Origin of the sequence: Lacinutrix sp., from assembly GCF_037625555.1 — a bacterium.
Taxonomy (GTDB): domain Bacteria; phylum Bacteroidota; class Bacteroidia; order Flavobacteriales; family Flavobacteriaceae; genus Lacinutrix.
The window spans coordinates 1-22302 of sequence record NZ_JASJHV010000068.1; the positions used below are offsets into that span (position 1 = coordinate 1).

Annotated in this window: 16 protein-coding genes and 3 pseudogenes; 12 read left to right on the forward strand and 7 right to left on the reverse strand. The window is 31.3% G+C overall.

Going from position 1 to position 22302, the window contains the following annotated elements; all coding sequences use genetic code 11:
* Nucleotides 1–289: 289 nt before the first annotated feature.
* The gene (locus tag QNK89_RS05515) at nt 290–3328 is read right to left on the reverse strand and encodes an FG-GAP-like repeat-containing protein (protein ID WP_340170031.1); all 3039 of its coding nucleotides are present in this window, start codon (nt 3326–3328) and stop codon (nt 290–292) included.
* A 67-nt stretch (nt 3329–3395) separates the two neighbouring features.
* Nucleotides 3396–4493, reverse strand: a complete 1098-nt coding sequence (locus tag QNK89_RS05520) for a hypothetical protein (protein WP_340170032.1) — start codon at nt 4491–4493, stop codon at nt 3396–3398.
* 230 nt (nt 4494–4723) lie between these two features.
* Between QNK89_RS05520 and QNK89_RS05525 the strand changes: the two genes are divergently transcribed.
* The 4 genes and pseudogenes from QNK89_RS05525 to QNK89_RS05540 form a co-directional block, all read left to right on the forward strand.
* Nucleotides 4724–7036 carry a DNA topoisomerase 3 gene (locus QNK89_RS05525; protein WP_340170033.1) on the forward strand — a complete coding sequence of 771 codons (2313 nt, stop codon included), beginning with the start codon at nt 4724–4726 and terminating at the stop codon, nt 7034–7036.
* Between the two features lie 74 nt (nt 7037–7110).
* The gene (locus tag QNK89_RS05530; RefSeq protein ID WP_340170034.1) at nt 7111–7686 is read left to right on the forward strand and encodes a pseudouridine synthase; all 576 of its coding nucleotides are present in this window, start codon (nt 7111–7113) and stop codon (nt 7684–7686) included.
* Between the two features lie 72 nt (nt 7687–7758).
* The gene (locus QNK89_RS05535; protein ID WP_340170035.1) at nt 7759–9006 is read left to right on the forward strand and encodes a mechanosensitive ion channel domain-containing protein; all 1248 of its coding nucleotides are present in this window, start codon (nt 7759–7761) and stop codon (nt 9004–9006) included.
* Between the two features lie 27 nt (nt 9007–9033).
* Nucleotides 9034–9294 (forward strand): annotated as a pseudogene (locus QNK89_RS05540) (ABC transporter ATP-binding protein); the annotation flags it as partial.
* Between the two features lie 433 nt (nt 9295–9727).
* Here the strand turns inward: QNK89_RS05540 and QNK89_RS05545 are convergent.
* Complete coding sequence (locus tag QNK89_RS05545; protein WP_340170036.1) at nt 9728–10180, reverse strand: cold shock domain-containing protein; 453 nt, start codon at nt 10178–10180, stop codon at nt 9728–9730.
* 93 nt (nt 10181–10273) lie between these two features.
* Nucleotides 10274–10975, reverse strand: coding sequence for a hypothetical protein (locus tag QNK89_RS05550; protein WP_340170037.1), 702 nt, complete (start codon nt 10973–10975; stop codon nt 10274–10276).
* A gap of 516 nt (nt 10976–11491) precedes the next feature.
* On the opposite strand from QNK89_RS05550, the pseudogene QNK89_RS05555 reads away from it, so the two are divergent.
* A pseudogene (locus QNK89_RS05555) lies at nt 11492–11733 on the forward strand (membrane dipeptidase); the annotation flags it as partial.
* Between the two features lie 14 nt (nt 11734–11747).
* Here QNK89_RS05555 and QNK89_RS05560 read toward each other — a convergent pair.
* Nucleotides 11748–12542 carry a cation transporter gene (locus QNK89_RS05560; RefSeq protein WP_340170053.1) on the reverse strand — a complete coding sequence of 265 codons (795 nt, stop codon included), beginning with the start codon at nt 12540–12542 and terminating at the stop codon, nt 11748–11750.
* 13 nt (nt 12543–12555) lie between these two features.
* Nucleotides 12556–14544 (reverse strand): dehydrogenase E1 component subunit alpha/beta, encoded by a 1989-nt coding sequence (locus QNK89_RS05565; protein WP_340170038.1) that lies wholly within the window; start codon nt 14542–14544, stop codon nt 12556–12558.
* A 122-nt stretch (nt 14545–14666) separates the two neighbouring features.
* Here QNK89_RS05565 and QNK89_RS05570 point away from each other — a divergent pair, with 122 nt between their 5' ends.
* From QNK89_RS05570 to QNK89_RS05590, 5 genes are all read left to right on the forward strand, one after another.
* A complete protein-coding gene (locus tag QNK89_RS05570) occupies nt 14667–15614 on the forward strand; it encodes a 2-oxoglutarate and iron-dependent oxygenase domain-containing protein (RefSeq protein WP_340170039.1) in 948 nt (315 codons plus the stop codon).
* Between the two features lie 79 nt (nt 15615–15693).
* Nucleotides 15694–16020, forward strand: a complete 327-nt coding sequence (locus QNK89_RS05575; RefSeq protein WP_340170040.1) for a translation initiation factor — start codon at nt 15694–15696, stop codon at nt 16018–16020.
* A 5-nt stretch (nt 16021–16025) separates the two neighbouring features.
* Nucleotides 16026–16955, forward strand: a complete 930-nt coding sequence (locus QNK89_RS05580) for a DUF1835 domain-containing protein (protein WP_340170041.1) — start codon at nt 16026–16028, stop codon at nt 16953–16955.
* Nucleotides 16956–17825, forward strand: a complete 870-nt coding sequence (locus QNK89_RS05585; protein WP_340170042.1) for a nucleoside phosphorylase — start codon at nt 16956–16958, stop codon at nt 17823–17825.
* Between the two features lie 149 nt (nt 17826–17974).
* Entirely contained in the window at nt 17975–18829 is an 855-nt protein-coding gene (locus QNK89_RS05590) for a substrate-binding domain-containing protein (RefSeq protein ID WP_340170043.1), read from the forward strand.
* Between the two features lie 7 nt (nt 18830–18836).
* On the opposite strand, the gene ung is transcribed toward QNK89_RS05590, so the two are convergent.
* The gene (gene ung, locus QNK89_RS05595; RefSeq protein WP_340170044.1) at nt 18837–19502 is read right to left on the reverse strand and encodes a uracil-DNA glycosylase; all 666 of its coding nucleotides are present in this window, start codon (nt 19500–19502) and stop codon (nt 18837–18839) included.
* 156 nt (nt 19503–19658) lie between these two features.
* Here ung and QNK89_RS05600 point away from each other — a divergent pair.
* Together QNK89_RS05600 and QNK89_RS05605 are read left to right on the forward strand one after the other, a co-directional pair.
* Nucleotides 19659–21149, forward strand: a pseudogene (locus tag QNK89_RS05600) (YfcC family protein).
* 20 nt (nt 21150–21169) lie between these two features.
* Nucleotides 21170–22300: an FAD-dependent monooxygenase gene (locus tag QNK89_RS05605; protein ID WP_340170045.1), complete on the forward strand. Its 1131-nt coding sequence runs from the start codon at nt 21170–21172 to the stop codon at nt 22298–22300.
* The last annotated feature ends 2 nt before the right edge of the window (nt 22301–22302 follow it).

Below are 22302 nucleotides of genomic sequence, written 5' to 3' on the forward strand. Positions count from 1 at the left end.
GTTTTTATTGTGTATTTCTTCATGCTTTATGGTATTGAGGAGACTTATAAAGTTAAATTGTTGTTTTGGGTTATTGTTTTTATAATAAATGTAGTAGTTATATTTATAAATTGTATGACTATTTTACTAATAAAACACAGAAGTTAGCATGAAGGTTCTTTGCTTTTGCACTCGATTGTATTGGTGTTTTTGTTTTTTGTATTTAATAACTAATTTTTAAAAACTTGTTTAAAAGAAAACGACATTACTAATAAAGCAATGGCGTTTTATATAATAATAGTGTTTTGTACTATTTTTTAATAAATTTATGAGTAAACATCTTACCACCAGACTCTAATCTAAGGATATAACTTCCTTGGTTTAGGTTTGATACATCTATTGAATGCTTAGTTAATTTTAAGTTCATTACACGCTTTCCTTCAATATTAAAAATTGTTGCTATTTTACCAATTAGGTTAATTGGACTTTCAATATTCATAACTTTTCCAACAGGATTTGGATGAATTATTGTGTTTACCAACGTTTCATCTTCAATACTTAAGCTTTGTCCTTCAACTATTACATGATGCGTATTTATAGTTAGGTTTTCAACATTATCTATAAGTCCAGAAGGCCAGTAAATAATAATATTTGTTATAGCATTTTCAGTTCCAATTCCAAAATGAGCATTTAACGTACTCATAAAGCGAAAACCTTCACCACTACGTACATCGCGAATTTGTATTCCAGAAGCAGTATGCACTTCTACTCTAGCACCAATACCATTTATGTTACTTGCCACACCTGTAGTTGTAATAGTCACCCAATTGTTAGCATTAGTATCGTTAAGGTATAAGCTTGAGCCAGATATTGCATCTACAAATCCGTCATTATTCATATCTCCAAAAGAACCATTGTTTCCAGATATAACATTATCAAAAACTACAAATGTCATGTCTCCATTTCCAAATAAAACGCTTCCATTTGAAGCTATATCAAGATTTCCATCATTATCAAAATCATAAGTAGCGTTTTCAATACCTATGTTTGATAAGGCTGGTAAAATTCCAGATGCGGCAGTTACATCTGTAAATGTGCTATTTCCGTTGTTACGCATTAATTTGTGAGTTCCGTCTGCTGTAGAACTTGCTCCAACAAATACATCCATATCTCCATCATTATCAAAATCTCCCCAAGCAGAAGACCATGTTTGTAATGGATCAGACAAACCAACAGCAGTACCTACTTCTGTAAAACTCCCACTACCATCGTTTTCATGCATTTCATTTATATTAATAGTATTAGAACCTCCACGGCATTTAGCTATAAACATATCCATATCTCTGTCATTATCATAATCAATCCAAATAGATCCATAATTTCCACCACCAGCAATATCACCAAGTCCTCCTTGATTAAAAACAAGGTTTCCACTTCCATCATTTAAGTAATAAACATTTGGGTCTACATCATGACAAACAAAAGCATCTAGATGTCCATCTTGGTTTAAATCTACAAAGTTTGAACGTTGAGAGAATACATATTCAGATCCTGAAATTTCAGTAAATCCATCTCCTGTATTATTAGCTCTCATAAATGTAACACCACTTCCTCCACCATATAATAAATCTGTATAACCATTTCTATCGAAATCCGCTGCTGCTAAACTCCAAGAAGGAGAATTATCTGCACTTGTTGTTGTTATATTTGTTGCTGTTGGACTAAGTCCTCCTGTAGATTGTTGATAAAATATATTTACATTAGTTGTTCCTATAGAAACTATATCGTCTAAAAAGTCACCATTCATATCTACTGCAGCCCTTTGTGTTCCTATTACAGAAACATTAGATACTGTAAAAGTTGATGGTGGTGGTGGTGCTAATGTTGTAAAATTTAAAGGTCCTCCCCAAATACTAAAATCTGATCCGCAAATTGCACGAACGTAAACTTCGTAATTTGCTCCAGCATTTAAACTTGATACGTTAACTGAATTAGCTCCTGCTGCAATTCCTGATCCTGTTGGAATTCCTGTTCCTACTGGTTGTAGAACGTATTCCCATGCAGTTTCTCCGTTATTGGCCATCCATGATAAAGTAGCTGAATCTTGGGTAATTGCGTTTGTATTTAAGCTAGAAGGCGGTACACAAAATGTTCCACAAGTTTCAATACGAACATAATCAATAGACAAATCACCTTCAAATCCAGTCCCAGTTCCAGTATTACTAAATTCTACATAAATTACTTGTCCTACATATGCATCTAAATTAACACCAATAGGAACCCAAGCTTCTGTAGCAATAGTTTGTAACTGACCAGAATGTGTAAATAGTGTCGTAAAAGGACCATTTGCAGATGTTCCAATATTTACATTTAATGTTCCAATATCATTACCAAAAGCATGCATGTAAAAAGATAATTCTGCTCCATCTGTGGCAGTAGATAAGTCTATTGCTGGACTAACAGCAGAAGCTGTAGCAGTTGTGTTTCCTGAAGCTTCAAAATTCATAAAAGTAGATCCACTAAATGCAGTATTAGGGCCAGTTCCTCCAGATCCAGAATCATTAGGAATTTCCCAACTACCATCACCATCATTTAAATCTCCTGTCCATCCAGAAACTAGATCAAATTCTTCTGCAACTATAAATACCGAATTTTCAGTAGCACATGTTACACCAACTGGTGCTGGAGGCGGACAATTACTTTGCGTAATCGATGCACTGTTTAGAGAGCAATTAACATCTTGATCATTTTGAACATTAAAATTTACATCAGTTCCATTATCATAAGGTCCAAATTGAACCATTGCTGATCCATTTAATGACTGTGTTGGACTTGATTGATTATCTGATATTGTTAAAGATGTTGCAGTCCCAATATCTGACACATCAACATTCACTAAAAAACCTCCACTTACATCACAATCGTTTACAATTGTGTATGCTACAGTAGGATTGGAACAAGTTGAACATGTAACATCAAAGTCCCAAGGCGTGTAATTATTATCTGAGCAGTTTATTGTATTGTCAGAGCTAATTGATACAGTAAGTGTGTCTCCATTAGATTGAAAAGTAAGACCAGCTAGATCTCCATTATTTCCGTATCCATTATAGATTTCAGAACCATTTGTGTCTAAAACAATTAATTCATCATATGTGTTTTCTGTTTGACCTGAGTTGAAAGTTACTTGTAAATCTGAACCATCAGAACTTACAAAAACAAAACTAGTATTGTCATCATTAGTGTAGCAATACGTCGTATTAACTGCTCCTAAAAAGCAATCTACAGTTATCTGTGCTTCAGCAAAAAAGCATGAAGCCATTAAAAAGATAAATAAAGTAATTTTTTTCATGAGCTAGTTTTTATTTAAAAAATGAAATTTTTTAATTTTAAAATGTTTTAGTTGGTAAAATAAATAATTAGTTGCACTCTGTTGTTAATCCATCAATCCATTCACCAATAAGAGTTACTGCTTCTTCGTGAACAATACTTCTTCCTAATAATGGCATTCTAAACTCTTCTGCAGTTGTATTCATTCTATAATACATTATAGAACGTTCTTTAATAGAAGGAGTAACAATATCAATCATTCCAGGAATACTAGTATCAGGATCTACACAAACACCAAGGTTTGTTTCATTGTCTGTTTCATCAAATGCAAAACGTACAGGTCTATAATCACAATGTTTTAATTCTGAATGGCAATGTGCACAGTTAATGTCTATGTAAGAACGCACTCGTAAATCTATAGGTTGTGTTTCGTCGCTCCATTTTACAACAGTATTAATCGTTGATGGTATATTATCTTCTAAATAACCTTCTGCAACTAATTTTTCTAACTGATTTACAGAACCTTCAGGATAGGAATAATTACTATTTAAATTTTGCGGTTTTACACCAATAGGCACTGAGTTTGATTGAATTTTATGGCATGTAAAACATTCTACATCAGAAGGTATACGGTAATTTGTGGTTTTAGGCACACCGTTTTCTATAAAATCTATAGTAGTAAATGAACCATCAAGACTAAAGGTTGCTTCTGTTTGTTCATCATTCCAAATGTAATCTGCAAAATGCCAATCGTCTTCTTTTCTAAGCATTAAACGCGTTTCTATGATACGCGTAGTATTATCTGGTTGTACATTAGTGTAATAAAATGTTTTAATAAGAATTGTCCCTACAGGGAATTCTATAATTTTGTTGTCTCCACTATAAGTAGCTTTTACATCACTTGGCATCCAAACAAAACGTTTCTTTTTTGCGTAATCTGTAAATAATGTAGAAATAGACTCGTAAGGTATTACTCCAATAGATGGTTCTTGAACTTTCATATCTCCATCAAAAAAATTATATTCTGAGAGTGTATTAAATGGATAAGCATCTATATTTAAAACTACAGGTGAAACAGGAATTGGTTCATAACCATCATCAGTTGTTGGATTGTTATCATCTGAACAAGAAAAAAGTATTACAAAAGGTATTGCTATACTAGCTATTCTTAATAGTTTTTTAATCATATTTTTAATTTATAAGAAGCACTAATATAAATAAAATATTGAATCTTACAATTGATTGTCAGTAATTTATTATCATTTGAAAAACAACTGAGACTCTTTTTTTCCTACCATTTGGATGTTTTATTTATTTATATTTTAAAAAATATATGCTAATTCGTTAATAACTCACAATATATTACTAATAAACCTCCAATAGAAATTACTATTTTGCGTCTCTAAATCGATACTTAATGCTTAAAGTTTGTATAGCCGAAAAACCATCTGTAGCAAGAGAAATTGCTGCTGTTCTTGGAGCTAAAACAAAACGTGATGGTTACTACGAAGGTAATGGCTATGCAGTAACGTATACTTTTGGGCATTTGTGTACACTTAAAGAGCCAAACGATTATAAACCGTATTGGAAAAGTTGGGATTTAAACAATTTGCCAATGTTACCAGAACGTTTTGAGACAAAAGTTTCTAAGGATTCTGGAATTAAAAAGCAGTTTAAAATTGTAAAAAGTTTATTTGATAAAGCAGATGTAGTTATAAATTGTGGTGATGCTGGACAAGAAGGAGAATTAATACAACGTTGGGTTTTAAACCAAGCAAATTATAAAGGTAAAGTAGAAAGACTTTGGGTTTCGTCTTTAACAACTGAAGCCATTAAAGAAGGGTTTAACAACTTAAAACCTTCTGAAGATTACGATAATTTATATTATGCTGGTTTCTCACGTGCCATTGGAGATTGGCTTTTAGGAATGAATGCTACGCGACTCTATACTGTAAAACATGGTGGTTACAAACAAGTGTTGTCTGTTGGAAGAGTACAAACACCTACGCTCGCTATGTTGGTTAACCGTTTTAAAGAAATTGAAAATTTTATACCACAACCCTATTGGGAATTACAAACACTCTATCGAGAAACCTTGTTTAGTTACGAAGAAGGACGTTTTTTAAAAGTTGAGGATGGCGAGAAGTTAGCGAAAACAGTTAAAGAACACGATTTCGAAATTGTATCGACTACAAAAAAAGCAGGAAACGAATATGCGCCAAAGTTATTCGATTTAACAGGTTTACAAGTATATTGTAATACTAAATTTGGTTTTTCTGCTGATGAAACCCTAAAAATAGTCCAAAAATTATACGAGCAAAAGGTAGTTACCTATCCTAGAGTAGATACTACGTTTTTACCAAACGATGTTTATCCAAAAGTGCCTGGAATACTTAAAAACTTAACTAATTACGGAACATTAACTGCGCCTCTACATGGCAAGAAACTAAAGAAAACAAAAAAGGTCTTTGACGATAGTAAAGTAACAGATCACCATGCAATTATACCAACTGGTCAGCAAATGAATTTGCAGTATAACCAGCAACAGGTCTATAATATTTTAGTGCGACGTTTTATTGCTGTTTTTTATCCAGATTGTAAGGTGTCCAACACTACAGTTATTGGTAAAGCAGAAAAAGTTAAATTTAAAACAATAGGAAAAGAGATTTTAGAAAAAGGTTGGCGAGTTGTTTTTGAAACAGCCAATGCTACATCTAAAACAGTAGGTCTTTTACCAACATTCGAAAAAGGTGAAAAAGGAGCTCACGAACCTTCATTTTTAGAAAAACAAACCAAACCACCAAACCAATTTACTGAAGCCTCACTCCTACGCGCAATGGAAACAGCAGGAAAACAAGTTGATAATGATGAATTACGTGAGATTATGAAAGAGAATGGTATTGGAAGACCTTCAACACGTGCCAATATTATAGAAACATTATTTAGAAGAAAATATATAAAACGAAATAAAAAGCAAGTAATACCAACTGTTACAGGTATCCAACTGATTGATACCATTCAAAATGAAATGCTGAAATCTGCAGAGCTTACAGGAAAGTGGGAAAAGCAATTAAAAGATATTGAAAAAGGAACCTTTAGCGCTTCTAGTTTTATTAAGCAAATGAAGCAAATGGTCGATCGTTTGGTTTACGAAGTACGTAGTGAAACTAAGAAAGCAAATATTTCAGCAGTAAATAATAGACCTGCTAATACTAAGAAAAAAGGCACAAAAGCATCAACTAGTAAATCTTCTGGATTAACTTCTGATAGCTGTCCGAAATGCAAAACAGGTTTAATATTAAAAGGAAACTCGGCTTATGGCTGTTCAGAATTTAAAAAAACTTGTGATTTTGTGATTCCGTTTAAGTTTAAAGGTAAAACCATTTCAGAGAAACAATATATTAGGCTCTTTAAAAAAGGATCTACAGTTAACTTAAAAGGCTTTAAAATTGATAATACTTCAACAGAAGGATTAGTAAGGTTTGACGAAAACTTTAATCTTATGTTAGAACCTAAAAAAGGTAAAGCGGAATCCAAGAATATAACAAAAGATAATAGTTGTCCTAAATGCAAAAATGGCACTATTATAAAAGGAAAAACAGCTTATGGTTGTAGTGATTATAAAACAGGCTGCGATTTTAGATTTAGTTACGATTTAATTAGAGAAAAAGCTAAAGGACAGCCATTAACAAAGGATCTGGTTTACAAAATATTACAAGAAAACGAATAGCTTTGTCACTTCAATAGGTCCTAGAGTTAAAGGAATTGTATCGAGAAGGTATTCAAATTAAAAAACAATTACAATTGCATAGTCACTTTAAAATTTATAAACCCTACGGAATGCTTTCTCAGTTCGCGAGCAATTCTACTCAACAAAAACGAAAGCGATTTTTAGGTGAATTGGGAAAGGTTCCAGAAAAAACTATGCCTATTGGTAGGCTAGACGAAAAAAGTGAAGGCTTATTATTACTTACAACAGATGGCAAATTAAGCGATTATATTAATAGTAGTGGCATTGAAAAAGAATACTTCGCTTTGGTAGATGGTAATATTACAGAGTCTAAAATTGAAGCCCTTAAAAATGGAGTTGAAATAGGATTCGATGGTAAAAAATACCAAACCAAAGCTTGTAAAGTTTTTAAACTTGAAGCTTCTCCTCTATTGCCAGAACGCTCAAAAAAAATTCGTGATGCAAGACATGGTCCAACCTCTTGGTTATCTATAACTTTAACAGAAGGTAAATTTAGACAAGTAAGAAAAATGACGAGTGCAGTAGGTTTTCCTACCCTTAGGCTTGTTCGTGTTCGTATTGGTAATATTAAACTTGATAGTATGCACGTTAGAGGTACAGAACCTATTGAAATACCTCAGGTGCTTTAACTTTAATTTATTACTTTTATAATGCTTAGAACCAATTAATCTAACTAATTTTGTTCTAAATTAAAATACACTATGCAAAAGCAGATAACTTGTTTTTTTTATGATATTTTTGAAAGTTTTGGTATCGAGCCAATAACAGCAAAATATATAAATATGCTAACATTACTAATATTAGCATTGATTATTACTTATGTAATAGATAGAATTATTAGAGCTATTTTACGTGCAATATCATTTCGTATTGCTAAACAAACAAAATCTCCCTTCGACGATTTACTTCTTGCTAATAAAGTGCCAAGAAATGTAGCTCATATTATACCTTTAATAGTAGCATTAAAATTATTGCCAATAATTTTTATAGATTTTAGTTATATAGAATCTCCATTACGTAAAATACTTCAGGTCCTTTTTATTGTATTAACGCTTTGGATTGTACGTAGTGTTTTACATACACTAGAGGATTATTTTAAAACCTTACCAAGATTAAAAGACAAACCAATAGATAGTTACATCCAGGTGTTTATGATTTTTGCATGGATAACAGGTATACTTGCAGCAATAGCAGTATTTAGCTCTGTTTCTATTTGGAAATTTATAACAGGTTTTGGTGCAGCTTCTGCTATAATATTACTTATTTTTAAGGATACTATTTTAGGTTTTGTTGCTAGTATTCAAGTCTCTATAAACGATATGGTTCGTATTGGAGATTGGATTACATTCGAAAAACATGGTGCAGACGGAGACGTTATTGAAATTAATTTAGCAACAGTTAAAGTTCAAAATTTCGATAATACTATTACCACTATTCCTACCTATGCTATGATTTCAGATTCTTTTAATAATTGGAGAGGCATGACAAACTCTGATGGTAGAAGAATTAAAAGGCATTTAATGATTAGGCAAGATTCAATTAAATTTTTATCTGAGCAAGATATAGAACGCCTTAAAGGAGTACAATTAATAAGCAGTTACTTAGAACAAATGAGTAGTAAGATCGATAAGTATAATGTGCAACATAATGCTGATAAAGCAATTTTGCTAAACGGCAGAAACCTCACTAACATTGGTGTTTTTAGAAAATACATTCAAACTTATTTAGAAAATCATTCTGCAATTAATAAAGACATGTTATTAATGGCAAGACAGCTACAACCAACAACTCAAGGTGTACCATTAGAAATTTATGCGTTTAGTAAAGACAAACGATGGGAAAATTATGAGTATGTAATGTCCGATCTTTTTGATCATTTCTTAGCCTCTGTTCCATTTTTTGATTTAGAAATCTTCGAACTTCCTAATTCTAGTACATTCAAGGCTTAACAAATTGTTTACAATTATAAAGTTAATTATCCTTTCTTTATTATATATGGTTTTTTTCTACTAATACTCGTGTATATAGTATTTAAATTTACAGCTCAAAAAGGTTAAGAAACTAGCTTAAACGAGTCTGATAATAAATACAAAGTCGTGCATTGGTTATAAGAAATAGCACGTTCTATTTTAAGCTTTAAATTATCTGGAAAAATAAGCTTAGCTATGGATAAAAACGATAAGCTAGTTTCAGATTATTTAGAAGCAAGAGAAAATCACTTTAGAGTTTTAATAATTTGTAATCCGTCAAACCAAAGTGGACTGTTTAGTGTAAAATTCTAGTATATAGTTTTTGTTAATTTTAACCTTTTAAATTTAATAAAAATGAAAAAAAAACAAGTGCAATAAAGTTCATAAAAGAACTAAAAAGGAAAACCCGAAAGCGTTATAACTCTGAGGAAAAAATAGCACAAGTAGTTAAAGACTACGAAACACTTTTAACTGCAGAAGAACGAAAGTTTAGTTTTGGAGAAAGTTCTGTATTCTTAATAAACTATCGAGAATCTAGTTTAATAGATGCACAATTAAAATAAATAAAATTAACTAATAAATTCTACCAGACAAAAGCTAAACTATTTAATAGTTTAGGTACTGTTTTAAATTAAGCACATAAAAAAAGCCTTGATTATTTTAATCAAGGCTTTTGTGTAAATTACACGTTAAAAGATTTTTATATTTTCTTTACACGAATCGCATTTAGGCCTTTCATGCCTTTTTCTAATTCAAACTGTACTTTGTCATTTTCTGTAATTTCGTCTAATAAACCACTTACATGACAGAAATACTTTTCTTGATCTTCAATATCAATAATAAAACCAAAACCTTTAGAAGAATCGTAAAAAGAAACTTTTCCTTTTCTAATAGGATCTACCTCTGGTAAATCTTCTTTTTTAGGAACTCCTAATACAATATTATCTGCTTTTACTTTGATTTTTTCTTCTGGATCTGGTGGAGTATCTACTAGATTCCCGTTGAAATCTACATAGGCAAACTGGATACCATCTGTTCCATTTTCCTCTCTTTCAGCCTTTCGGGCTTCCATCTTCTTTCTTTTGTCTTCACGCTTTTTAAGGCGTTTTTTCTCTTTTTCTAATTTGTTAAATGTCTGTTGCGACTTTGCCATTCTTTTTTTTGTGTAATATTAAGTGTTTAATTGCTAATAATTTTGTAAAAATACGATTTTCAATTGATAATTTAAAGAAAATAATAAAGTTTGCTATTCTTCTTCTGGTGTGTAAATAACAGTAAAGGTTCCTCTTACTCCTGTTAAAAGGTCCCATCTGCTTTCTAAAATTAGAACACCATCTTTATCATATACTTTAAATTCTGCAGTATTTGGACCACTACTTCCTTGGTTTAGTGCTTCAAATTCAATAACGTTATCACCAGGTTTAAGTGTTGTAAAGTAACCCTTAAATTGGGTTTCTAACAAAACTCTTTGTTTTTCTACAAAACCGTTTAAATAAGATCTAATTAAATCTCCATCTTGTGCACCATGATCTCTATAAACTATATTTAAGGTCTTAGATTTTGTTCGGTACTCTCCAAAAAACTGTGTTGTAGACCTCCCATTATTACTTTTTTCACTATCTGGTCTTAATTTTAAAGCAATTTTTAATTGCTTTTGGTATAGCTCTGCTGGATTTCTAAATTTATTTTCTTTAATCATAGAAAAGTCTTTGCGCTTTGCAACAGGTAGGGTTGCTTTTTTTGGTAACAAAATTTCGTTTTCCTTCTTATCATCAGGCTTTGCGCTGTTGTTTTCTTCAGGCATGATAATAAGTTCGTTATCTTGTTTAGGGTCTTCTACTTCCTCTGCAGATATAACTATAGATTTATTTTTACTGTCTATTTGAGCGCTTGCTGTAAGCACTAAAAAGAATGTAAAAAGTAAAAACAAGTTTAATTTCATGTTCATTAATAACTATCTCACAAAAATAAAACAAAAACTATACCTAAAATATTAAAATTGTATTAATAATCTAAAACAATACTTTTTCACAAGCTAAATCCACTATTATATTCATTTATAGCGGTCAATAAGTTAAATTATGTTAAAAAAGCACTTTGTTATGCATAGTACTGTAACAAAAAGTATCATATGTCATCTTTTAAGTATAACCAAACAATTTAACAATATTAAACTATAACATTATGAGAACATTAAACAGTAATCAATTAACTAGAACTTTAGAGGGAACAAAAAGTAATACTAGACACTTATCAGAAAGTATTAATGGATTTAAGTTCAGAAATAGCAGATTCTTTATATAATAATGGAGATAAATCTTTTGAAGGACAATGGTATATTGAAGAAAACTGGAAAAGCCTTACCAAAGTTCAGCAACAAGAAATTAAAGATACCGGAACTATAGATAAACTCATGAAGATTACTAACACTAAAGCATTAGAAATACCCAACTTTCCAGAACAAGTTAATGTTTCAGATTTTGTAAACCACATCGATTACTTGGTAGAAAAAATAGGAATAGATCATATTGGTATTAGTAGTGATTTTGATGGTGGTATTGAGGGCTGGAAAGACGCAAGCTAACCTTTAATATTACTTTAGAACTTGTTAAAAGAGGTTATACAGAATCTGATATAGAGCAACTTTGGAGTGGCAATTTATTACGTGTTTTAGATGAAGTTGAAGCTGTTGCTAAGGAAATATAGAAAAGTTAAATTAATTATTTACTAAGTTTTAAAATACGATAAGCACCTTGTATTACTAATATAAAAACAATTGTTCCAATAATTAAATCTGGTTTATTAGAGCTGAAAATATTTACTAAAATTCCTGCAAAAAACACTCCTATATTAATAATCACGTCGTTAGATGTAAAAATCATACTCGCTTTCATATGTGCTTCGTCTTTACTTTTAGATTTTTGTAAAATATAGAGACAAATACCATTTGCAATTAGTGCAAATATTGAAATTATAATCATTGTTTTAAAATGAGGAAGGCTTTCAGAATTAAAGAATCGCCTAATAACTTCTGCAAACCCAAAAACAGCTAGTACTATTTGAAAATAACCAGCAATTTTCGCAATCTTTTTCTTTTTTATTAAACTACCTCCAACTGCAAATAAACTAATATCATAAACAAAACTATCTGCTAGCATATCAAGGCTATCAGCCACAAGTCCCATTGATTTTGAAATGAGACCAGTTGTCATTTCAATTATAAAAAAGAGAAAGTTTATAACTAGAACTGTCCAAAGTAATTTGGATTGGTTTTTATCTTCTTCAAAATCGGTTTGATTTGTTTGTTCTGTAGAAATTCTTTGCGCTCCTAAATTAAGTTCTATAATTGAAGTTTCAATTTGGGTAATATCTTCATTATGAAAAACAGTTAACTTTCTATTTGCTACATCAAAATCAAGATTTTTAATACTCGAAATACCATCTAATTTCATTCTAATTAGATTTTCTTCCGAAGGACAATCCATTTTAGATATTTTAAATAGTGTTTTTTTTATAATTTGATTAAACTTAATAGGCAACTAACTCCAGCAACTCTCCTTCAAACTTATCACGCGATAAATATTGGTCTTCTAGTTGATTTATAAAAGGAATTGGTGTGTCTAAACTAGCCACACGCTTAACAGGAGCATCTAAAAACTTAAAGCAATTTTCCATAATTAATGCAGAAATATCACTAGCAATACCTCCAAATAAGGAGTCTTCTTGAAGAATAATTACTTTCCCAGTCTTTTTTACAGAAGCATAAATAGCATCTGTATCTAAAGGTTGAAGGGAGCGTAAATCTAATAAATCGGCTTTAATTTCTGGATGTTTATCTAATGTATTCATTGCCCAATGTACAGCTTGACCATAAGCAATAACTGTAATTTGTTCTCCTGTTCTTAAAGTAGCTGCTTTGCCCAAAGGAATGGTAAAGTAGTCTGTTGGTACGTCTTGGCGAATACTTCTATACAATGCCTTATGTTCAAAAAATAACACAGGATTAGGATCGTTAATTGCTGTAGCTAATAATCCTTTTGCGTCTTTTGGAAATGCTGGATAAACCACTTTTAAACCTGGTGTTTTTGTAAACCAAGCTTCGTTGGTTTGACTGTGAAAAGGTCCAGCTGCAACGCCTGCTCCACAAGGCATACGTAATACTACATCTCCATTTTGATTCCATCGATAATGTGATTTTGCTAGATAGTTTACAACAGGATTAAAGCCAGAAGTAATAAAATCGCTAAACTGAAGCTCTACAATACTCTTTATACCAGAGATACTTAGGCCCATTGCTGTCTCTATAATAGCAGATTCACAAATTGGCGTATTACGAACTCTATCTCTTCCAAACTGTTCTACAAAACCATCTGTAATTTTAAAAACACCACCATATTCGGCAACATCTTGTCCCATAATAACTAAGTCGTCATGACGTTCCATAGATTGTTTTAAACCTTCATGAATAGCATCTACCAAACGTAACTCTTCAGTATTTGAATTTTCTTTAACCTCTTGATAATCAAATTCTTGAAATACATCTTTTAACTCATTAGATATAGAAGAAGTAATTTGTTCTTCTGCATCAGTTTTATCTAAATGCGTATCTATTTCTGCTTTAATTTCGGCTTTAAAAATAGTATCTTGCCTTTCTGTTAATTTTTTTTCAGCAATTAAATGTGCTCTATAATTATCTATAGGATCTTTTTTAGACCAAGTGTCCATTTGCTCTTGAGGAACATATTTTGTACCACTAGCCTCTTCGTGACCACGCATTCTAAAGGTTTTAAACTCTATTAAAACAGGTCTAGGATTATTTCTAATGTCTTCTGTAATTTTAGAAATTTTAGTATATACTTCTAAAATGTTATTGCCATTTATAATATGAGACTCCATACCATAACCTATGGCACGATCTGCTAAGTCTTTACAATTATATTGTTCTGTAGTAGGTGTTGAGAGTCCGTAACCATTGTTTTCAATACAGAATAAGACAGGTAATTGCCAAACAGAAGCAACGTTTAAAGCTTCATGAATATCTCCTTCGCTAGTTCCTCCTTCTCCGGTAAATACTGCTGTTACTTGATTTTTGTTTTTCAATTTGCTTGCTAAAGCAATGCCATCTGCTACACCAAATTGTGGTCCTAAATGAGAAATCATACCAACAATATTATATTCTTGAGTACCAAAGTGAAACGAACGATCTCGACCTTTAGTAAATCCGTTAGCTTTTCCTTGCCACTGACTAAACAAGCGGTATAGTGGAATTTTTCTAGTAGTAAAAACACCTAAGTTTCTATGCATTGGTAATATGTATTCCTCAGGTTTCATTGCCATTGTAACACCTACAGAAATAGCTTCTTGTCCTATACCAGAAAACCACTTACTAATTCTACCTTGACGTAATAGAATAAGCATCTTTTCCTCAATTAAGCGAGGTTTAAGCATCGCTTTATATAATGCTATTTTTGTCTCAGGAGACAACTTTGTTTTGTTGTACTTAATGTTCGATTTCATAAATGTATTTAACATTACAAATAAGGTTTTTCAAATATAACATTATTGCATAAAAATCAATTATTAAATATGGGAGTTTTTATTTACATTTGTATATAGACGATTATTAAACTATAACATATATGACAAGTATTCCAAGTGTTAATTTAGAAGATTTTCTTTCCGAAGATCCAAAAAGAAAACAAAAATTTATAGATGAAATTGGAAAAGCATACCAAGACATAGGATTTGTAGCTTTAAAAGGACATTTTTTAGATGAGAAATTAGTTGATAGATTATATTCTGAAATAAAAAACTTTTTCAGCTTACCAGTAGATGCAAAAAGAAACTACGAAATACCAGGAATTGGTGGTCAACGTGGTTATGTGTCTTTTGGTAAAGAGAGTGCAAAAGGTAAGAAAGAAGGCGATTTAAAAGAGTTTTGGCATTTTGGACAATATGTTGAAGATGATTTAGAACGTGCTAAAGAGTATCCAGAAAATGTGGATGTAAAAGAGTTGCCTGCTTTTAACGAAGTAGGAAAAGAAACGTACCAAATGCTGGAAAAAACAGCTAAATATGTATTACGTGCTTTAGCACTTCATTTAGATTTAAATGAAACGTACTTTGATAATTACATACATAATGGTAATTCTATATTAAGACCAATTCATTATCCACCAATTACTGAAGAGCCTAAAGCTGCCGAACGTGCTGCTGCTCATGGTGACATTAATTTAATTACATTATTAATGGGAGCTCAAGGTCGTGGATTACAAGTTCAAAACCATAAAGGCGAATGGCTTGACGCTATTGCAGAACCAGACGAATTAATGATTAATGTTGGAGATATGTTATCAAGGCACACCAATAATAAATTAAAATCTACAATACATCGCGTAATCAATCCACCAAGAGAGCTTTGGGGAACTAGCCGCTACTCTATTCCATTTTTTATGCATCCAATTAGTGAAATGAAACTAGATGTTTTAGATAGTTGTATAGATACTGAAAATCCAAAACAGTTTGACGATATTACAGCTGGAAAATTTTTAGACCAACGTTTAATTGAATTAGGACTTAAGAAATAGTATTCAGTTTACAGTCTCAGTCACAGTGCTACTCAGTTGTGATATTACGACTAAAAACTGCGACTGTAAACTAAAGAAGATGGATTTAAAAGATCAGTTAAAAAACCTCTTTCCAGAGCACGAAGAAAAGGAAATAGAAATTACAAAAGACGATAATGGAATTTGGTTGCAAGACGATCCTATTATTTGTAAATACGAAAAGCGAAAAGGTAAGCCTATTACCATATTAGAAGGTTATACAGGAGCTAGAGAAGACTTTAAAGCATTAGCTAAAGAATTAAAACAGAAGCTTAGTGTTGGTGGAAGTTTTAAAGACGATAAAATTATTATTCAAGGCGATTTTCGTGATAAAATAATGGCAATGCTTAAAGAAAAAGGTTTTAATGTAAAACGTGTTGGAGGTTAAATTCTATGACTAAACACACGCTGCATATTGCCAATGGTTCAAGCCTTACAGAGTATCTTGAAAGAGAAAAATATGAAGGCGATTTTTTAACCTGGCACGAAATGCTTTGCGAAGGTCCTGTAGAAAAAGAAATTGATAGTATTACTTTTTTTGAAAAACGAAAAGCATTTTTAGAATCTGTATATGATGCAGAATATAATATTGAAAAAATTCAATCCGAATTTCAAAAAACAAACCAAATTAATGATTATAAAGAAGTAATCCTTTGGTTTGAATACGATTTGTTTTGCCATATTAATTTAATTGCAGCAATTAGTTTATTAAAACAAAAGCAAGTAAGAATACCAATGTATTTAGTTTGTAGTGGACGTATTGAAAATGAAAAAGGTCTTAAAGCATTACCAGAACTCAATCCAAAACAATTAAAACAACATTTTAAAAATAAAGTAGAACTGACTATAGATGATGTAGCTACTGCCCAAAAAGCATGGCGTATTTACTGTGAAAACGACCATAATCTATTTAAAGAATTAATAGTAAGGCCATCCAATTTTAAATATTTAAGTAACTGCTTAAAAGCACATTTAAGACGTTTTCCAGATACAAGAAGCGGTTTAAATACTTTAGAATACAATACCTTAAAACTTATTAAGGAATATAAAATAAAATCTAGGCATCATTTGTTAGGTTATTGTTTGCATTATCAAGGATACTATGGTTTTGGAGACCTTCAACTAAAACGAATGATAAATGAATTGGAATTATTTTATGATGAAACTGAGGATAAACTTACACTTAATAGAAATGGTCATTTAGCTATAGAACATCAAAAAAACTTTTTAAAAATGTTAACTATTGATTTTCAATATGGAGGCGTTAATAAATCAAAGTTTCAATACCATAAAAAAGACAATAAATTAATTGCAACTATTTAAATGGCAATCAAAGAATCAGAATTAATATTAAATCCAGATGGTAGTGTCTATCACTTAAACCTTAGGCCTGAGCATATATCTAATACTATTATTACTGTTGGTGATCCAGATCGCGTATCTAGTGTAACCAAACATTTTGATAGTATTGAATTTGAAACTCGAAAAAGAGAGTTTCATACACAAACAGGAACATTTAAAGGTAAGCGTATTACTGTTATTTCAACAGGAATTGGTACAGATAATATAGATATTGTTTTTAATGAGTTAGACGCTTTGGTAAACATAAATCTCAAGACACGAGAAATTAAAAAAGAGCTAACCTCTCTTACTATTGTTCGAGTTGGAACCTCTGGATCTATACAAAAAGAGATTCCTGTAGACTCTTTTTTAATTAGTGAAATGGCTGCAGGTTTCGATAGTTTACTTCATTTTTATGATAGTGAAGTATTTCAAAATAAAGCAATTTCTAAGGCATTAATAGAACACACTAATTGGTATAAAGCAAAGTCCGATCCTTATGTTGTTAATTGTCATGCAAGTTTGTTGAAGCAATTCAGTTCTAATAAAACAGTTAATGGTTTTACAGCAACTAACGTTGGTTTTTATGGACCACAAGGTAGAATTTTACGATTAGCACTTCAGGATAACGAATTAAATAATAAATTAGCAAGCTTTAATTATAAAGGCAAATACATTACTAATTTAGAAATGGAAACCGCAGGAATATATGGTATTTCAAAGCTTTTAGGACATAAAGCATTATCTATGAATGCTATTATTGCTAATCGTGCTTCTGGGAAGTTTAGTGAAAACCCAACAAAAACAGTTGATAAATTGATTGTTTATACATTAAATAAACTAGTTCAATAAATAAATCTATTCTATAAGATTAAAAAAATTGTGCAAGTGTTTTAGTAAAGTTATAAAGTTACGACTAAGTATTTTTAATTCATGAAATAGTAATAACTAAAATTATCTCTTAAGTTTAACTATAGCGCAGTCGAAAGGCAAATAAGATTATGAAAACAATAAACATTGGAGGCGTTCCAGAACATTTTAATCTAGCTTGGTATTTAGGACTTAAAAATGCCGAATATAAAGCTGCAGATATAAACTTACGTTGGAAAGACTTTTTTGGTGGAACTGGAGCAATGTGTAAAGGACTTCGTGATGGAGACATTGACATGGCTGTTATTTTAACTGAAGGTATTATTAAAGATATTATTGCAGGTAATAAGTGTAAAATCGTTCAGGTTTTTGTTAAAACACCTCTTATTTGGGGAATTCATGTTGCAGCAGAGTCTAATTACAAGACTATTAAAGAAGTTAGAGGTACAAAAGCTGCTATAAGCCGTTATGGTTCAGGTTCTCATTTAATGGCTTATATAAATGCTCAAAATAATGGTTGGAATGTAAAAGAAGATCTTGATTTTGAGGTTATAAAAAATTTAGATGGAGCTGTTGAAGGTCTTACAGCTGGAAAAGCAGATTATTTTATGTGGGAAAAATTCATGACAAAACCCATTGTTGACAAAGGTGTTTTTAGACGTATTGCTGAATGTCCAAGTCCTTGGCCTTGCTTTGTTGTAGCTGTTCGTGAAGATTTTTTAAAGACCAATAAGAAAGACGTTAAAGCTATTTTAGATATTGTAAATATTACTACTTCTGAGTTTAAAGACATTCCTAGTATAGATCGCATGATTGCAAATAGATATGAGCAAGAATTGGAAGATGTACAAGAATGGCTGAGTTTAACAGAATGGTCTCAAGAGAATCTTTCTAAAGAAACGGTAAAGAAGGTTCAAGACGAATTATTTGCTTTAGATATTATTCCTGAAAAATGGGATTATAAAGATTTGGTAGAAGATTTATAACCAGGTGTTACCATTTCACCTCTTTCAAATCAAGTTTCTTTAAAATAACATTAGTTTTACTAAAATGTTTGTTTCCAAACCAATAACCACGATTTGCGCTTAAAGGAGAAGGATGACCTGAGGTGAAAACATGGTGTTTTTCTGTGTCTATTAGCTTCATTTTTTTCTTTGCAAATCCCCCCCAAAGAAGGAACACTACATTTTCTTTAGTATCACTAATTGTTTTTATAATAGCATCTGTAAAGATTTCCCAACCTTGCTTTTGATGGCTTCCAGCTTCATGAGCACGAACTGTTAAAGTTGCATTTAATAAAAACACACCTTGTTTTGCCCAATACTCTATGTTTCCACTTTTTGGATATGGAATATTCAAATCTGTTTCAATTTCTTTAAAAATATTGATTAATGATGGAGGATGTTTAACGTTGTTATTTACACTAAAACATAAACCATTAGCTTGATTGTAATTATGGTAAGGATCTTGACCAATAATTACAACCTTTAAATCGTTAAAATGACATTTATTAAAAGCATTAAAAATTAATGCTTCAGGTGGAAAACATTTCGTGTTGTTATATTCAGATTTCACAAACTGTATTAGTGATTCAAAGTAAGGCTTATTGAACTCAGCTTCTAATTGCAATTTCCAGCTTTCATGAATATCTACTCTCATTATGTTTTTTGTTTTTCAGAATAAAAATAATACTATCTTTAGTGCTATAAAAGAGAATTATTAATTTTGTCATTCCTGCAAAGGCAGGAATCCATTATTAAAGCTAACAAACAATATTAAAAAGAGATTCCTGCCTTCGCAGGAATGACAGCAAACATGAAAAACCTAAAATTCCCTTCAGCCCAAACCATTCTATTAATAATTGTAGCACTAGTAACACTGTTAACGTAGATTGTTCCAGCTGGCAAATACGATACTTTAGTATATGATAAAGAAGCCAAAACCTTCACACAAGCTAGCACTGAGAAATCAATCAATTTACCTGCTACACAAGAAACATTAGAGGCTTTAGCTATAAAAATTCCATTAGAAAAATTTACAAGTGTAGATATTTATAAGGCTATTAACATTCCAAACACCTATAAAAAGTTAGAAGCAAAACCACAAGGTGTATTTGAGTTTATTAAATCTCCTGTTAAAGGTATTATTGAAGCTGCTGATATCATTTTTCTTGTATTAATAATTGGAGGCTTAATAGGTATAATAAATAGCACTGGAGCTTTTGATACAGGAATAGCTTCACTAGCAAATGCTTTAAAAGGAAGAGAATATGTTTTAATAATTTTAGTCACACTTTTAGTGGCTTTAGGTGGAACAACTTTTGGTTTTGCTGAAGAAACTATTGCCTTCTTCCCTATTTTGGTTCCAGTATTTTTAGCTGCAAAATATGATGCTTTGGTTGGTGTGGCTTGTATATTTATAGGCTCTTCTATTGGTACTATGTGTTCAACAATAAATCCATTTAGTTCTATTATTGCTAGTGATGCAGCTGGTATTAGTTCGGCCACAGGCGCAATAGGTAGAGCGTTAATGCTAGTGGCTTGTTTAACGATATGTATTATTTATATTTTACGTTATGCAAATCGTGTTAAAAAAGATCCAACGAAATCTATTATTTACGATCAGCAACAACAAATTGCGGCACTATTCTCAACTAATAAGACCGAAACGGTAAATTTTACTATGCGTTTACGTTTGGCTCTAATAGTATTTGCTTTATGTTTTGTAATCATGATTATAGGTGTTGTTGCTCTAGAATGGTGGTTTGTAGAAATGACAGCAACTTTTTTAGTTGGAGCTATTTTAATAGGAATTATTACAGGTATTAAAGAATCTACTTTTATAGATACGTTTGTAAAAGGCGCAGGAGATTTATTAGGTGTTGCTCTAATTATTAGGTATTGCAAGAGGAATTACAGTTATTATGGCAGATGGTTTAATTAGTGATACTATGTTATGTTACGCAAGCGACATCATAAACGGAATGAATAAAGGTCTTTTTGCAAGTGCCATGACAGGTATTTATGCTGTGCTTTCTTTATACCTAGTTCATCTGGAATGGCTGTTTTAACAATGCCAATTATGTCTCCTTTGGCAGATGGTGTTGGTATAGGAAGAGAAATTGTAGTAAATGCTTACCAATATGGTATGGGATTATTTTACTTAATTAATCCAACAGGTTTAATATTAGCGTCTTTAGCTATAGTAAAAGTTGGCTTTAATAAATGGCTTAAATTTATCATGCCATTATTTATTATTTTGGTTGTATTTACTTTAATAATGATGACTGTTTCCGTATATTTATAGTACACTAAATACGTTCCAAAATGTACACAATTATAGGTGCTGGAATTGGTGGTTTAACCACTGCTCTAATCTTCGAAAAGCTAAATATAGACTACCAATTATTTGAGAAAGCAAAAAAACCTAATGCATTAGGAGCAGGAATTTGGTTAGCTCCAAATGCTTTACAAGTTTTAGAATTTGCAGGTGTTATAGATACTGTGTTTAGAGCTGGGAATAGTATTGACAGAATTACATTATCTAACCAAAAACTAAAACCACTTGCAGATAGCAGTCAATTACCAGCAAAAGAAAAGTACGGTTTTTCTACACTAGCAATACATCGCGCAAAATTACAATTAGCTTTAATTGAATCTATTCCAAAAGAAAAAATCTATTGGAATAAAGCCTTTAAATCATTAGAACAAGCAAACAATTCTGTAACAGTTATTTTTCAAGATGGTTCTACAACTAAAAGTCAATATCTTATTGGTGCAGATGGAATAGACTCTAAAGTCCGTTCGCAAGTATTCCCAAATTCTCAAATTCGTTATTCTGGTCAAACCTGTTGGAGAGGTGTAATGAAAAGTGCATTGCCTATAGAATATAAAGATAGAGGTATCGAAATGTGGGGAAAAGGCATTCGATTTGGTTTGTCTCAATTATCTAAAAATGAAACCTCTTGGTTTGCAGTAAAGAAAAGTAAAGCTTTTCAAAAAGATGATAAAACTAATTTAAAAGCAAAATTGGGCTCCTATTTTAAAGCGTTTCATCCTTTGGTTCATCAGCTTATAAGTAATACAGAAATTGAAGACATTTTAAGAAATGACATTACAGACCTAAAACCCATAAAAGATTGGCATAAAGATAACGTTTGCCTTATTGGTGATGCAGCACATGCAACAACACCAAATATGGGACAAGGAGGTGCTCAATCTATTGAAGACGCTTATCATTTAGGTAAAATAATTTCAGAAAACCCAAATAAAAATAACTTTAAAGCGTTCCAAAAGAAGCGTTTTAAAAGAGTCAATAGTATTGTTAGACAATCTTGGTTTACAGGAAAAATAGCAAATATGAATACTGGCTATCCTATAAGAAACGCTATCTTTAGCGCAATTCCTAAAAAACTAATTAACAAGAACATGTACTCTGTTTACGATTTAAAAGATTAAAA